This window comes from Candidatus Saccharibacteria bacterium, from assembly GCA_017983775.1.
Classification (GTDB): Bacteria; Patescibacteriota; Saccharimonadia; order JAGOAT01; family JAGOAT01; genus JAGOAT01.
In genome coordinates, this window is sequence record JAGOAT010000004.1 from 21740 (window position 1) to 37354 (window position 15615).

The 15615-nt window shown below is 40.4% G+C and carries 16 protein-coding genes and 2 tRNA genes; 5 read left to right on the forward strand and 13 right to left on the reverse strand.

Features of this window, described 5'->3' with window-relative positions; translation table 11 throughout:
• Positions 1-58 precede the first annotated feature (58 nt).
• Positions 59-712 carry a transposase gene (locus KA531_00900; protein MBP6005450.1) on the forward strand — a complete coding sequence of 218 codons (654 nt, stop codon included), beginning with the start codon at positions 59-61 and terminating at the stop codon, positions 710-712.
• Positions 713-889: 177 nt separating this feature from the next.
• Positions 890-1231, forward strand: coding sequence for a DUF1801 domain-containing protein (locus KA531_00905; protein MBP6005451.1), 342 nt, complete (start codon positions 890-892; stop codon positions 1229-1231).
• Positions 1232-1998: 767 nt separating this feature from the next.
• Here the strand turns inward: KA531_00905 and KA531_00910 are convergent.
• The 4 genes from KA531_00910 to KA531_00925 are packed head-to-tail and all read right to left on the reverse strand — an operon-like array spanning position 1999 to position 3787.
• Positions 1999-2259 carry a hypothetical protein gene (locus KA531_00910; GenBank protein ID MBP6005452.1) on the reverse strand — a complete coding sequence of 87 codons (261 nt, stop codon included), beginning with the start codon at positions 2257-2259 and terminating at the stop codon, positions 1999-2001.
• A 17-nt stretch (positions 2260-2276) separates the two neighbouring features.
• Positions 2277-3128: an NTP transferase domain-containing protein gene (locus KA531_00915; GenBank protein ID MBP6005453.1), complete on the reverse strand. Its 852-nt coding sequence runs from the start codon at positions 3126-3128 to the stop codon at positions 2277-2279.
• Positions 3115-3411 carry a zinc ribbon domain-containing protein gene (locus KA531_00920; GenBank protein MBP6005454.1) on the reverse strand — a complete coding sequence of 99 codons (297 nt, stop codon included), beginning with the start codon at positions 3409-3411 and terminating at the stop codon, positions 3115-3117. Before KA531_00920 ends, KA531_00915 begins: the two co-directional genes overlap by 14 nt.
• 34 nt (positions 3412-3445) lie before the next feature.
• The gene (locus KA531_00925; GenBank protein MBP6005455.1) at positions 3446-3787 is read right to left on the reverse strand and encodes a 4a-hydroxytetrahydrobiopterin dehydratase; all 342 of its coding nucleotides are present in this window, start codon (positions 3785-3787) and stop codon (positions 3446-3448) included.
• A gap of 121 nt (positions 3788-3908) precedes the next feature.
• Here KA531_00925 and KA531_00930 point away from each other — a divergent pair, with 121 nt between their 5' ends.
• Positions 3909-5753, forward strand: coding sequence for a twin-arginine translocation signal domain-containing protein (locus tag KA531_00930; protein ID MBP6005456.1), 1845 nt, complete (start codon positions 3909-3911; stop codon positions 5751-5753).
• Between the two features lie 2 nt (positions 5754-5755).
• Here the strand turns inward: KA531_00930 and KA531_00935 are convergent, their stop codons facing one another.
• Positions 5756-6001: a hypothetical protein gene (locus tag KA531_00935; protein MBP6005457.1), complete on the reverse strand. Its 246-nt coding sequence runs from the start codon at positions 5999-6001 to the stop codon at positions 5756-5758.
• Between the two features lie 9 nt (positions 6002-6010).
• Positions 6011-6100, reverse strand: a tRNA-Ser gene (locus tag KA531_00940).
• Positions 6101-6318: 218 nt separating this feature from the next.
• On the opposite strand from KA531_00940, the gene KA531_00945 reads away from it, so the two are divergent.
• Together KA531_00945 and KA531_00950 are read left to right on the forward strand one after the other, a co-directional pair.
• Entirely contained in the window at positions 6319-8523 is a 2205-nt protein-coding gene (locus tag KA531_00945) for a hypothetical protein (protein MBP6005458.1), read from the forward strand.
• Positions 8524-8714: 191 nt separating this feature from the next.
• On the forward strand, positions 8715-8924 hold the full coding sequence (locus KA531_00950; GenBank protein ID MBP6005459.1) for a hypothetical protein: 210 nt from the start codon (positions 8715-8717) through the stop codon (positions 8922-8924).
• A gap of 7 nt (positions 8925-8931) precedes the next feature.
• Here KA531_00950 and KA531_00955 read toward each other — a convergent pair whose 3' ends face one another.
• The 7 genes from KA531_00955 to KA531_00985 form a co-directional block, all read right to left on the reverse strand.
• On the reverse strand, positions 8932-10749 hold the full coding sequence (locus KA531_00955; protein MBP6005460.1) for an ABC transporter ATP-binding protein: 1818 nt from the start codon (positions 10747-10749) through the stop codon (positions 8932-8934).
• A gap of 56 nt (positions 10750-10805) precedes the next feature.
• Positions 10806-11099 carry a YdeI/OmpD-associated family protein gene (locus KA531_00960; GenBank protein MBP6005461.1) on the reverse strand — a complete coding sequence of 98 codons (294 nt, stop codon included), beginning with the start codon at positions 11097-11099 and terminating at the stop codon, positions 10806-10808.
• A 153-nt stretch (positions 11100-11252) separates the two neighbouring features.
• A complete protein-coding gene (locus KA531_00965; GenBank protein MBP6005462.1) occupies positions 11253-11411 on the reverse strand; it encodes a hypothetical protein in 159 nt (52 codons plus the stop codon).
• A gap of 25 nt (positions 11412-11436) precedes the next feature.
• A tRNA-Glu gene (locus tag KA531_00970) sits at positions 11437-11513 on the reverse strand.
• A gap of 197 nt (positions 11514-11710) precedes the next feature.
• Positions 11711-12316 (reverse strand): hypothetical protein, encoded by a 606-nt coding sequence (locus KA531_00975; GenBank protein MBP6005463.1) that lies wholly within the window; start codon positions 12314-12316, stop codon positions 11711-11713.
• A 132-nt stretch (positions 12317-12448) separates the two neighbouring features.
• Positions 12449-14086 (reverse strand): glycosyltransferase family 39 protein, encoded by a 1638-nt coding sequence (locus tag KA531_00980; GenBank protein ID MBP6005464.1) that lies wholly within the window; start codon positions 14084-14086, stop codon positions 12449-12451.
• Positions 14087-14200: 114 nt separating this feature from the next.
• A partial coding sequence (locus tag KA531_00985) for a hypothetical protein (protein ID MBP6005465.1) occupies positions 14201-15615 on the reverse strand: 1415 nt, incomplete at its 5' end.

Here is a 15615-nt window from a genome sequence, read left to right on the forward strand (position 1 = left end):
ATACACAATATATCGCTCAATATTTTGAGCTAATAAATCTAACTAACCTATACATAGTATGCCTAGTCGCAATGTAGTAAGAGAACACTTACCCAATACCTTTTACCATGTCTATAATCGTGGTAATCGTAAATCACAAATTTTCTTCAATGATAGGGACTATTCGAAGTTCATGTCAATTATCCTATTCCTATTAACCCCCAGACAAAATCTTGCAAACGGTCTAAAAATATTTTCAAAACCAAGAACAAAGAACCAGAATTTCAGCCAAACAATCTACTTGATCAATATCGTCTTGATGCCAAATCATTTTCACCTACTCTTATACGTTAAGGATCCTAAGGCTCTGGAAAAATTAATGCATAGATTGAGTCAAAAATTTACCAAACTAATCAATGACAACTACCTACTGACCGGTAGACTATTCCAGGGAGTCTATAGAGCTAGACCAATAATGTCAGAAGGTGATCTAATAAATACGGCTGCGTATATCCACCTAAATCCAAATGAATTAAGCCCAGATAATTCTGATTATTACCTAGAATATCCATACTCTGATCTCACAACTAGTCATCCGATATTAGAAGTTGGTAATTTTGACCTGCTCCTAAATAAAGCCCGTATCAATATAGATGAGTATAATGAGTATCTGTCCAGCAAGTCAAAAGACTTTGTCGAGAAACAATTGATCAAAAAGATCGAGCATCAATAAGCCAGTCTCCATAAGGTCAAGTCTGTCTATTATTTTTTGATGCCTGGCTTCAAGGTCTAACCTCGAAATAGACTGCTACAACAGATCAAAATTGACGAGGTCTGACCTTGAAATGTGGTATTTGATGATGTGTTATGGGGTTTGAATAAAACTAGAGAGATCGGTACAATACAACATATGACAGTTGATAAGTATTTAGAGAATTTTAGTGGCGAGACTCATCAAAGGCTCGAAACAATCCGTGAAGCAATCAAACAAGAAGCTCCAGAAGCAATAGAGTCTATTGCCTACGGTATGCCTGCCTACAAGTTGGAGAGAAAACCCCTAGTCTACTTTGCTGGATATTCAAAGCACTTGGGCTTCTATGCTACCCCAAATGGGCATAAGGCATTTGAAAAAAAATTCTCCAAATACAAGCAGGGCAAGGGCTCCGTCCAATTCCCCTTAGACCAACCCTTGCCCATCGATCTAATTCGAGAAGTAATCAGATATAGAATCCAACAAATTAAAAATGGTTGATTTTTGCAAGCTATCCTATATCCAGGATACCAGGATAAATCTAGTCAAGACTATCCAAGCCGAGCCTCAGGATTAAATATCAAGAACTATTACTACTGGAACAAATATTTAATAGTGAACCCCCTCTAGCAACCAGAATCGAACTAGGTCGTGAGCTTATTATCAATGCCCTCCAATTATACATATCCGTAGACCTGGAGGCAGACGGAATTGCTGGCTATGGGTCTATCTTGGAAATTGCTGGAGTAAGTCCGGATGGTAAAAGTACATTCTCCAGCCTAGTCTATCCAAAAAAACCAATTATTCATTCCTGATTATCAACAATTCTGCAGTGATCATGGTCTTGACCGAGATCAACTTCTCAAGAATGGGCTAGACCCCCGTATAGCCCTCGGTCAATTTGCTGATTGGGTCAAGCTACTTCGTAACGAGCATAAAAAAGAAGCAGTCTTTACTGGGTTCAATGCCGGCTACGATAAGGCACTGTTTGATCTCTATTGCATAGAGCTAGAGGTAGATAATCCTTTTTGTACCTCGCCCTTAGATATCAAGAGTGCAGCTTTTCACCTCTTAGGCTTTCCTTGGGACTGGAATAAAACCAAAAAATCATCCCTGCCTGATAACATAAAGCCAGATAAAGAATTCAATCACAAAGCCCTAGACGATGCACAGTATCAACTAGAAATATTGTGCTTAATGGCCTATGAATCTAAGAAGCAAGCTGATTTGATTAGATAAAAAGATACCTATAGCCCCCGAAAAACAAGTCAGGACAAATAAATCCGACAGTGCCTCAGTCTACCTAGACAATTTTGAATTGCTCTCAATAGATTGCGATGATCTGGATAGATATCAGTATTATAATAAACCGTCAGCATTCCTTTACGTTCTTTTGCCTCCTGCACTCCGCCCAATTTACTGATATAAATACTATCGAATCGATTAAAATAAACTTGATCATCACGAAACCAGAGCACCAAGGAGCCTGATCTATAATATTTATACTTTATACTCAGACTATTTGACATTCATGCCTCACATAAGTCTAAAGTTTTTCAAAGAAGAAATTGTTGGTTTCTAACCACCCCTCCAAATTGCCACAATCCAAATGTTTACCTTCTGTGAGATATGGGTCCAATCGATAATCCTTGGCAAATCCAAGCATTGGAATAGTAAACAAATATTCGCCCAAACCCAAATCTCCATTCCTAACTTGTCTCAAGGTGTAATCAAAGATCCGACTATCAAAAATATAGCGAGCAAGATTGATCAGATTGGAAGGTGCCTGACCTGGCTCTGGCTTCTCTACCACATCATCGATATATAATTTGCCATCTTGCTGTCTTAGTCCAAATACTCCATAACGATAGAGCTGATCCTCAGGTCTCTCTTGGCAGACCACAAGCCCATCGCCATCTGAGCTAGCAAAGTATTCTAGCATCATTTTGATATCATTGCCGGAATTGTAGACATAGTCATCCCCCATCAACATCAAGAAGTATTCACCTTCACTAATTTGATCCTTGATTAACTCAAAAGGAATGGTAGTCCCATGGGGTGCATCTGGACTAACATCTTGCTCGACAAAATGCAGACGAACTGATTGATAAAACTCTTCATAGCGAGCCAATCTATCTATCTTACCATGTGCCCTAAGAAAGCTATTGATCATTGGATCAGGACTAAAGTGACGTTTTATCTGATCATTACCCTTGGCCACAATGATATAAATATCCCGAATCCCCGCCCCAACCAAATCTTCTACGATATACTCTATCAAGGGACGATTGAGAACAGGTAACATTGGTTTGGCAATAGTCTTGGTCACTGGCAGAAATCTTGAGCCATAGCCTGCGGCGGCAATTACAGCCTTGGTCACTAGCCTAGATTGAGCCATCTTTTACTCCTGGGTTGGTTTGCCAGCGTTGTAATTTTGGGATCTTTCTGATCATTTGTTTGGCAACAAACCGTGGAAAATGCATCTCTACTAGTTTTTGCTCGACTATAGCCTGCATCTCCTCACAATTGCATTCCCTCACAAACTGACCATCTTGATAACAATACTGACAATATTGATCTGTCTTGGCACCATATTGGTCGCTACCCCAATTCTCCATCTGCTTACTTAGTGGCATCCCACAACTCTGACAAAATTTCTTATTTCTATCAATAATAAACATCTTACTCCTAACCTGCTAGTGGGTAATCAAGATTTTAACCTTCATTATAGATTTTATCAATATTTTTTGCCAATTCATAATCCTTGTCGGTCAATCCACCCTCTGAGTGAGTGATTGAACTGACTTCCAACTCTGCATAATCTATTACCAGCCTAGGATGATGCCCCATCAATTCAGCCAACTCAGCGATCTCAACACCGAGGCGTATAGAATCTACAAAGTTTTTGGTCTGATAGCTCTTGATCAGACCGAGCTTCTTATCAATTGCCCACCCTTCGAGCAACTGTCGTTGGCTTGATTGTTTACTTACCTTGATCATAGCCCCATTATACCACTGCCGAGTTAGGGACTCGAGTACAAGCAACCTTGTACTCATCCAATTAATGATATTATTTAACTCTAGGTAATAAACCCTCAAAATTTCACAGTTATCTAATCTGCTTATGCTTGCATAGCTAGTAGCTGAGTGCTATAAGTTAGTTAGAATAAAGGAGTATATGGAAAAACTTCATAAGACTACTAGACGAGATTTTCTAGGAGCAGTTACTGCCCTAGCGGCTGGCTGTGTAATGCCATTCAATCCTGTAGCTGGGGGCAATCCTAACCCCGAAGTAGCTAGTGCTACCCCCAACGCAGAAGTAGCTAGTGCTACCCCCAACGCAATTGGCTTCGGTCCCGAAGGCGGTGCTATTACTCCTCTACCAAGTGTTGGCATCACTAACCCAGGGCTAGTCCGGCGACAAATCGCTAGCCTGTATCCAAATACCAATCACGCGATCGAGGCAATCACCCAAGGTAAACCTTTGCCAGGGACTGTAGATGTGGCAATCCAATTTGGAAGCGAGGTTGACCTGCAATCTGCCGTTGGTAAAGTCCTGATTATCAACCTTACCACCGGGCAACCAGAAGAAGCCAGCCTTAGACTAAGCCTCTTTGACTCAGGAGATCCCAATCGAGATGACGCTAATAGTAACACTATTCTAATCTCCAGACCTGGTAGATTATATGATCCCAATGCTCAATACTTGATAGTAGCAAAGAAGGGAATTAAAGATACCCAAGGCAACCCCTTATCACCTAGTGATAATGTTCTTCGGGCTCTTGATCCAGAATTTGGTAGTGGACCATTAAGGGAGTATGGCAATACAGTACTTAGTCAACTGGTTGCACGCGGGATTCAACCTAGCGATGTCCTGGCCTTCACCAGCCTTAAGACATCAGATTACAAAACCGAAGCCAGAGCACACTTCTCAGCATTCGCAGATACTGTCAAGAATCATCTGCCAAATATAGTGATTGGCAAGATCGAAAGACCAAACCACCCAGGACATCCTGGTGCCATTCGAGTCAGAGGTACTTTTAGTTCTCCCCAGTTTGAAAATCTTAGTTTTGGAGCCAACAATCTCAACAAGTACCCCGAAGCAATCCCATTTATCCTAGATCTACCCAGCCCCCAGGTAGCATCTAGCCAAGGTGTTGACATCCAGAATACCCCAGTGGTGGTTCTGGCACCTGGGGTTGGTACAGGCAAAGAACTAGCCTTTAGCTATAGTACTGTCTTGCTGCCGATGGGAATTGCTACTATCAGCATTGATCCTGCTTATCACGGAGAGCGCGGTAGCCTAACTGATCTAATCAAGCCCGACACAGCCTACAAAATCTCTCAGATCCTTGCTGGATATGGTCTCGACCTAATCGGTGCTGAAAATGCGATCTTGTCTGACGGATTCAATCAGGTACTCGCAGAAAATGGAATAAGTATGCGACTCACTAATAACCCAACCAAAGTTGGACTGGCTGGAATCTCGCTTGGTTCGCAGGCAGCTGGAATTGCTACAGAATATCGCCTTGGCTCTGGTCCTGTCCTACTAGGCGTCAGTGGCGCTGGAGCTGTCGATACTATTGCTAGAGTCGATAATCCTCTAGGTGTGGCATTTTACAGGCTACTTCCATCCGATATTACCTCGACTGAAGCAATGGTATCAATTCAGTCCCTGATGTATTTACTGTCCCTCAGAGCAGATGTTTTGGCTGATCCAGATTCTACTCAAAAAGTTCATCACATAGTATCTCCGCAAGACACAGCGGTCAATTTTGCTACTTTTATCCGTCTGGCAACCGAGCAAGGATTTGATCCATCCCAAGGTTGGTCTAAGGGCGAAGCTGGTACTCATATTGGCAATCGAGGTACTATTACGGTCATCAATATGCCAAATGCGGATACTAACAATCAGGCTGTTCAACGGATTCAGGGGGCAATAGCCCATCTAGCGTTCAACCATTCACTAGCTAGGGATGCCGTATATCAAGCCTTTGCTGGATTAAGAGGTGGACAACAATAACTCTACAGGAACCAATAATTGATAAACCCTATCCCAACTATAATAGACATCCCCACAGAGGCTATTAGGATTCCGATCTGATTAGCCTCTCTATAACTCTTCCAAGAGGAATATAACCAAAAAGGTTGTGACAATAAGGCTAGTATATAGCCAAAGCTAGGATACTTTAAGGCAATCGCCAATTGACCCCCAAGCGTAAACCCTGGCAAGGCTATCTGATTGAACTTATCAAGAAATTTACTCTTCATGCTTCTATCTGGCGGAGAGGGTGGGATTCGAACCCACGAGACGGTTTCCCGCCCGCTGGTTTTCAAGACCAGTACCTTCAACCACTCGGTCACCTCTCCAGCAGGTAAGATTATACCACATTATTCCCCCAAAAAATCCCCCACTTGATTCCCAAAAGTGATTTATATATACTCAGCTATTCTATATTTACAAGCGAATCAACCTATGCTTTAATGTAGATATTACAAAAATAAAAACATATGAAGATTAGTTCAATATTAGATACCCACAATCAAGATAGATCGAATCTACTGACTAATCTAGGGACTTATTAATAATGGAGGTTGTGACTCAAGCACCCCCAGTAAAGAGCCAGGAAATGGCCTGTATACCTAACGAGTATGTCCAGATAGGTCCCCAAGATGGCTGGTATGAGCATCCATACAGCAAGGAGCAATTCTACCTAAAATTTTATGAAGATCCCGACCAAGCAAGGATAGAATTTATAACAAATGCAATCTACGAAAAACTTGGCATTAAAGCTGCGAGATCGAAGCTAGTAGAAGTTAACGGACATCTAGCTATAGCATCTTTGAAAATTCCTGACTCACGGGCTGTATACTTAGAGGATTTTGGTGCTAACCATGAAGTTGGAGACTGTTTTGTAGTTGACGCCTTTCTTGGCAATTGGGATGTTGTTGGTCAGAATTACGAAAACATTATTAAAGGGAGGGATGGGTTGTACCGCATAAACAATGGTGGCTCCCTAGTGTTTCGTGCTCAGGGTGGCAGAAAAACATTCAATTCATATGACATTCCTGAGTTAGAAACCATGCGAAATCCACTCTATCCAGCAGGACAAGTGTTCCAAGGAATTACAGAACAAGAAATGGCTAGACAAGCTAAGCTACTTCTAGAAAGGTTAGACAAAGATGCAATACTCTCTATCATAAGAGAATCTGGATTATCTGGTGATATTGCCAAAGAAGTAACCAGTGGGTTAGTTGGTCGGCTTGAGGTTATCAGAAATCGATTCAAAATTAGTTCGAACTATACAAATGGAATGAGTTCAAGCTTAGGTGAAGCATTAGAAAGACTAGAGACTAGCAGTAGAGAATCATCCAATTCTCTCTTCAGAAATATTCAGACAGTAATATGTGATCACAATCATATTGAAGGTCAACAAATTAATATTGTAGACAGAAGAGATCTTGGTAATATTGGTATTAACTTCAAACTAACACACGCTCAGTTTAATAAGATAATAGAAGCTCTTAATAGTATTTATGCACATGAACATCCATTAGTAAGGGTAGACGAAATCTCTTACCGCTCACTCGATAATAAACATCTAACTGTATCAGAAGCTTATTTAATAGAATATAAAGGAGTCAAAATAAGAGTAGCTCAACCAGAACGTAATGGTGAGGTAGTTCGTTCAGTAATTGGCTTAGTTGATATTGAGATACCTTGTACTGAAGAACGAAACCTGAATGACCTAAAACTCGAAGAAGTGGTCAATGAAGTATTAAACATTTTGGGAGTTGCTGATGGTCTAACCCCCCCGACCCTCGAAGCTATAAGAGAATATTGCATTGCAAGATATTGTTGGCACCACAAAAAATCTTATCCCGAACTAACCCCAGATGAACTAACTGAGATTGCATTTTTAGAAAGATATGAAGTCTTTCCTGGTTATTCCACACTCGTTTCCCCAGAAAAACATCTAGAATACATGTCTAGGCATGGCGAATTTGCTTCTTTCCATCGTGTACCGACCCCAGATCGAATAATCCAGATAGTGAAATCTGGTGGCTTAATGTCTAGCACCGAACGCTTTCGGAGAGGAGCAGCCATAAATGGCATGTCTAGTATATCAGACATAAATTCCGGCAGTGCAGATAGTGTATTCACTCGTACGATTACCAAGAATTCTAAACTCCCAGAAGACGCATCCTTTCCTGATGGGTATTACATTATATTTAACCCTGATCTGTATAATAGGACCGATTGGTACGCCTACCCCTGGGATAAGTTCGGCAGTACTGAAAGATCAGAATTTGATAACCGTATAACTCCAGACCAGATATTAGAAGCCTCTAAAGAACCATATAACTATACCAATGAGCAAATGTTTCGCACTGGAATATCCACTAGCTCCTTTGAGGCAATTGCCTGTAGTAGCTTACCCGGTATTAAACAGATCCTTGCTGATAACTTAGAGCTTTCCGCGGAACAAATTGACCTGGTATGGGCTGTAGGTCCCCAAAAAGTAATAGAACTGCTTGATATATCCAATATTGAGTACATAAATGGCATGCCTGCAATTGATTTTCTCTACAAAGATCCACGAATGAATATGATTGGAAGTTTTTTAAGATCTGGAATTACAGAAGTCAACGGGAAACCAGTGGCTCAATTTGTAATTGAAGTCGAAACACTAAAGGGTTTTGTAGATATAGCAAATGGTAGAAAACCCGGCCCGAAGCCTCTTCCTAGGACTAGTGTCCATACTGACCCATCAAATGTAGACTTAGTTTAAATCTAACGTAATAATAGGAAGTAGGAGAAATAAAAATGCAACCAAAAGAATTCTTTTCAGATCGAGAAATACTACTACCCTTATCCGTTTATTTTATACAATCATATACGGATACCACTGTATTGGTGGGAATTGATGTCAAATATACATGTACTCGTATATCGTGGTTTGATACCGTAAAAGAACGTAGCATGACTATTAAACGAGTAATTAGTAATCGCCCTGAAGATTTTAAATTCCAAAGATCCGAAAAAGAAGGGGGTGGTATTTATCACCTTACTCCGATGACTCTAGAGACTTATTATGAATCAGTGAAGCCTCACCTGGCTGGAGGTGCGGATTTTACCGATCAAACGTCGATGATATCTGCTTTCTTGACAACAAAAGATAACTTCTGGTAATGCCACATTATTCCCCCAAAAAATCCCCCACTTGATGACTCCAGAGGTCAGCATACTTACCCTTCCTAGCGATTAGTTGATCATGACTACCCTCCTCAATAATCTCGCCAGAATCAATGTAAATGATTCGATCCATCTGTTTAATAGTGCTCAACCTATGAGCAATCACTACCGTAGTCCTATTTTTCATCAATCTAATCAATGATTCTGATATATATTTCTCACTCTTACTATCCAATGCAGATGTGGCTTCATCCAGTAGTAAGATTGGTGAATCTATCAACATCGCTCTGGCTATTGCTACTCTTTGCCTTTGACCACCAGATAATTTTAGACCCCTTTCTCCGACCATCGAATCATATCCATCTTGAAAATTGCGAATGAAATTGTCAGCATGAGCTAGCTTTGATACTTCTACCACTTGTCGATCATTGACCTCCCGATTGCCATATCTGATATTATCACTCAAGCTACGATGAAATAGTGAAGTATCCTGAGGAACATAAGCAATACTTTGACGCAAATATTCCTGCCGATAGTCCCGAACATCAACCCCATCAACCTTAATCGACCCCGAATCAATATCATAAAATCTCTGGATCAATTTAATGACGGTGCTTTTACCACCTCCGCTCGGACCGACTAGGCCCACTTTCTCACCCGGCTTAATCAATAGACTAAAATCACTAAATATAGACTCTTGCTCTCCATTATAGCTAAATCCAACTTTGCTAAACTCGATTTTACCCCTACTAACGCCTTCACTCAAGGCTCCTTCTTTATCTAAGATGTCAGGAACAAGATCAATTACTTCAAGCATCTCCCAGGATTCATGCAGGGCTTGCTCTATACCTTCTATCAACTTCCCCAAGTCCCACAGATCAGAAAATACCCTTCTGAAATAAAATTGCATTAAAATCGCCATTGCCAAGCTCAAGCTACCTCGGGATACTGCTACAACTGTTAGATACAATACCAATGTCTCAAACAACGAAAGACCTATCACCTGAATAAATCTTAATATATTACTTCTCTTCCAATACCCCAAATAAGCTGTCAGCTGTCTATCCACTACTCTAGCAAACCTCCGCTCTTCATATTCACTACTGCCAAAAGCCTTAATAGTCAAAGCATTTGTCAGATTGTCGGATAATATACCAGTAGTGATTGTGTCTTCTTCGATCACCTTATCAGCATAGCCAGAACTACTCCTGTATAGATAGACCATAATTACTGAAAAAACCATTACCCATATCGCAAATACTACCCCAATAGTCAGTGAGGCAAATGCAACCACAACCGCAGCCGAGACAATCCTGGTCATCATACTCAATATATTAAACACAAATTCCTTATAGATGACTCGATAGTTTTTGAAAAATCGCTTATACCTATTGACCAAAGAACCTGCAAACTGATCTGTGAAGAATTGATAACTCTGAGCTATCAACTTGTCAAAGCTATCCTGCGACAAACTTTTTGAAACCCGAACCACCAATCTATCTGAAACAAACTCAGCAATCCTCCATAGAAAATTTAAACTCATCTGAATAACTAATATCAAAATTACCATCTTAATTGATTGATAATAAATCGTACTAGCACCTTGGCCTTCCAGCAACACCAAATTATCAAGTACTTTTGCAATCAGATAGGGATTCAGAGTATTAGATAAAAGTGTTGCTGATACTACCATCAGTATTACCAAGACTCCAGATCTCCAATGTGGTGCTGCATACTTCCAATATGTTTTTAGTACTATCAGATACTTAGCATTACCTGATTGACTATTTTTGACCTTTGGCACTATTCTCTCCTTTTTCATAAATTAAACACTTTAAAAATAAAGCAGACCTCAATAACTACAAAAGTGAGCTAAATTTATAGCTTATAAACAAATTTCTGCGAGCTACTAGGCTCCTTGTCCGTCCGGTGGATACATCCAGCCCAGCAACATGGTCGACGCTTGCCTTCCTCTAGTTCTTCGATAGTTCGCCGTATCCTCTTAGCACGAGTCTGTTCTTGTTTGGCATTCTCTACCCAACAAATAAACTCGTTCCTAGCCAATGGAGTTAATCCTTGCCAGATATCTACTACTGTACTTGAATCCAATGCCTTGGCCAAGTCTTCTGGCATCTGATGGACTACTCCTCCAGATAGATCTGTGTGCTTCATAACTTGATTATACCAGGGTATCTACATAAAAACACCCAACCATAAAATACCACCCCCAATGCGACTAACAGTAAATCTCTGCTACTCTCACCCTAGCATGATCAGGGTCTTGTCCTCTTCCGAAGATCAAAACCGTCCCCTATCCCCTAATTCCTATCTCTCTTCAGTCAATAAACCAAATTTACCTAATACCCATCGAGCAAACCTTGTGAACCTGGACTTCCTGCCAGGAACTTTCTCTCCTTTACCAGAAGCCTTCAGTGCATCCATCTGATGTTTAAAACCAGTAACGGTGTCTGGATCCTTTCCCATTTCTTAACCTCTATATGATAGATTATGGTGACCCCAGCGGGATTCGAACCCGCGATTTCCGGGATGAAAACCCGGCGTCCTAGGCCTCTAGACGATGGGGCCAAGTCTAGGAAAAATTAATTTCCACCTGACAATCTTATCAAATCCACCAGAAAATAACAAGCGAAATCCATCCGTTCCCCCAACCCCCTCTACGAGGTCTGACCTCGTTTTTGACCACTCTAACAGATATAAAATTTCGAGGTCTAACCTTGAAATGGCAGAAGTAACTCAATTAAAGACTTACTACATCAACCAGCTTAACGTATTATTGGTGTGTATTCGATAATCTTATTGCTACTTGTTCGATAGAGGATTGCTCGATTATCAAAGACTAAATAGTAGTCCCCGATCTCTGCCCGGCTAAGCAATCCCGACTGTCCAGCACTGAGAGTATCAAGCGCCTCCTGGCTATTGATGTAAGCAATGTTGACCAATGCCTCCTCTTCTGGAATCTCGATCAAGTCTCTGACCTTTTTCTCGATATCACTCCCATCAGATTGATTAGATACTTCCTGTTCTCTACCTTCTTCCCTATCCAATCTATTATTTAAATCTTGCTTGAGATTTAATGCTCCATAGCCAATCAAGCCAAGAATAACCAGCCCTAGGCAAATCACCAGTCCGATCAATAACTTAATCTTCCAGCTATATTTAGCTCTTGTCTGACCTAATTCATCAGAAAAAGATAATTTTACATCAGAATCACTATTGGCCTTACGACTACTTTTTCTCGCCCGTGACATTGGTCTATCTTTAGCCGATGACTGGGACTTGGTTGCGGTCTTATTAATCTTGCTAGTCTTGCTTGCCACCAAAGTAGGCTTCTTGGGCTGAGGTTTTTTGGGTGATTTTGCTACTACCATTTAAATCATTATAACATAAGCATTGATCGAGGTCTGACCTCGAAATTGCTGATTGTAACAGATCAAAATTGATGAGGTCTGACCTCGAAATAGAGGTTTGGGTGATGATAATAAATCTATTTTAGACAGAGGTTATTTGGGTACCAGTCGATAAGCTCGGGCCGCGTCATAGTCAGTCAGAAGTCTAGCATCTGGCTGGCAAACCTGTTCTACTCGATAATCGCGATAGAGTGAATCCTTGGCTCCTGGATCCTCAAACCTAGGCCAATTCCAGCTAACATACCATATATTGTTATTGTAAAAATCTATGGATCTAACAATCTCTCCTTTGCTCAGATAATTAAAGGCTCCCCTCTCATTAATAACCCTTTTCCAGGCACTACCATTAATATCTGGTTTTTCCTTGTCTCCTATCAAATAGAACTGGGAATCTTGATCTAGAATATCTCTCAGATAATAGTCATATATCAAATAATTACTATCATCATCTATCAGATAGATATTATCTTTACCATTCTTATTATCGATACTACATTCGATAGCGCTTTTGTCCTGGTATACCGTAACCTGCTGCTCTTTCAGGAGTCTTGTGTTTCCATAAACAAAACTATAAACGACCCCGATTAATAACAAGATACCCGTAGCCAAAACAGCTAACCTCCTAGATCTATCTAATAACAAGGCACCAATTAATCCAGCAATCGTAAATACAAAAGTAAAAAAGACCGATATGCTTAAGTATCGACCATAAAAAACCGATGTCTTAAACACCAAAGAAATCCCCAGCATCACTACTGTCACCACAAGCCCAATCCTCGTTAGTAGCAACCAATTATAATTAATATTGTCGCTATTGGATTTCTTCTGAGTAGACACAAAAAATTTCCATATTTTCCTGTAATTAAAACCAATAAGGCAAAAAATTACAAAACCAATAGCCAATGCTGGCCATCCAAACATCAAATACTCTTCAATATTTGTCAAGAATAGCACTGGAAGATAGAAAATTGAGAATAAACTAGGCTTTGGTACCCAAAATCCACCGTTAAAACCAATTAGTCGTCCAATAAAGACGTTAATCCATGGTAGGTAGAAGATAATAGTCAGGATACCAACTCTAAAAAACCAAGAGTTCCGTACAAACCCCCAGAACTTTCTAAGATTAAATCCCCTAGCATAATCCCAATATTCAACTATTGCCAATCCGATCAATAGGAAGATTGCATAATAATGAGTATAGATTGACAAAGCTGCCAAGATGGCAACAGCAAGAAGATTAATCCTGGTCTGGTTGCCAGACCTGTAATCCAAATAGAACCAAAATAGCAAACTGGTAATCAAAAATGCCAAACAATACATCCTGATCTCCAAGCCTAAACGCATAGCAAATGGACTGGTAATCATAATGATACTAGTAATCCATGCAACCTTTGCAGAAAAATACCTGTAAGCTATCAGAACCATCACACTAACGGAAATCGCCACCAAGATCAATCCAAATAATCTAAGAATAAGCTCACCATTACCAAAGATATCTGCCCAGATTTTTAATAGATAGTAATATAAAGGAGGATGAACATCTGCAGCAGTTACTTGATTTATTTTAGCAAAATCTAACTGAATTATCTGGATGCTAAATGCTTCATCTCCCCAAACCTGAAGTCTGGTTGCCCACAAAAAACCAACTACCAAATAGCTCAAGCCTGCGATCAACGCCCCAGATATTACCTTTCGATTGATCCTATATCTACCCTTATCTTTTGTTTTCATTAATGATTATTATATAGCAAAATTGGCTCAAGAACTATTGCAAGGTCTGACCTCGATATTAAACCTCCCAACAGATCAAAATTGATGAGGTCTGACCTCGAATAGTGATTTTTGTTAATCAAAATCTATCACCTCGAAATACCAATCTCGATCGACCAAGGTATTTGCTGCTGCACCATTATCACCTTCACTGATTGCCACATCGAAGCTTCCAGTAGACTGACTAAAAACATGGGTACCAATACTATCTCTGGTTGAATCAGACTCCAGGCTACCCAACATCACGGTATAATTCGCTGTGGTTCGTGGAGTTGTCAAAGTAACACGGTATTTACCAACCGACAGTCTGGCTACTGTCGCACCATGAACCCTGAGTCCTGTACCATTGGCTGCTACCTTACCAAATGCCCTCGTATACTCCAGGGGAGTTGATGGTAATACATTGACGCAAACCCAACTCGTACCATTGAACTGGATAAATTGCCCAATGCTACAATTCATGCTAGCCAAAAGATCGGAATCATTACCGCATACCCAAGCATTACTGGTGATAGAAAACTTAGCTATCTGCCCATTACTACAATTCAGACTGGATAATGTATCTGCGACATTACTACATGTCCAAACAGTTCCATTCCAACGAACTATCTGGTTAGCACTACAGTTCAGACTAGCAAGAGTATCCGTATTGGTGTCAATGTCACTCCCACATTGCCAATTGGCCCCATCAAATTTTAGGATTTGACCCTTCTTACAAGCTACTAGCTCGTACTTAACAGTATCAACAGAGCTAACACTAGCCTTGAGTCCCGAACCTGCCAAGAAGTTGATCGTATCACCAGGCTGAACGACTTGTCCTGATGTCCCATCAGTGATCTTGAACTCCCCACCTGAGGCCTGGTTGCCACAAATCCATCCTCCATTGCTCCAGATAATGCTTTGACTATTGGAACAACTTAATTGCGCTAAAGAATCAGTAAAGCTAGTCTTGACTCCATCCTCATTGATGTATGTATAATTGCCATTACCCTCATCAATTAATTCCGTAGTGGTTTCTAGCAATCTTATATCCGCCACAACCGTATCTCCCTTTTCGTTGATATAGGTAATGGTTTGACCGGGTACATCCACCGTCATTGTTGTAATTGTCTCATTGATATCAACACTATCTCCCTGTTCATTGGTATACGTAGCAATCAAATTGCCAAGTTGAGTATTGGTAACGAATGTATTAATATTAAGTTCAGAATAATCCATACATTGCCAATTTGTGCTCAAATAAATTGCTATTTGCTTGTCTCCGCAAATGAGTGTTCCCAGAGTATCAGTAATTACACTAACTGAACCATCTTCACTAGTATATGAATATGTGCCATCGTTGTTGTTTACTAAGGTAGTGACTGATTCTTTGATATCTACACTGACTCCATCTTCATTGGTGTAAGTACCAATCACTTGACCATTGGCAATGGTATTAGTTAGATTGGTGGTAGTTTCAAGTGATTTGATATCCACTGTGGTAGTTGAAC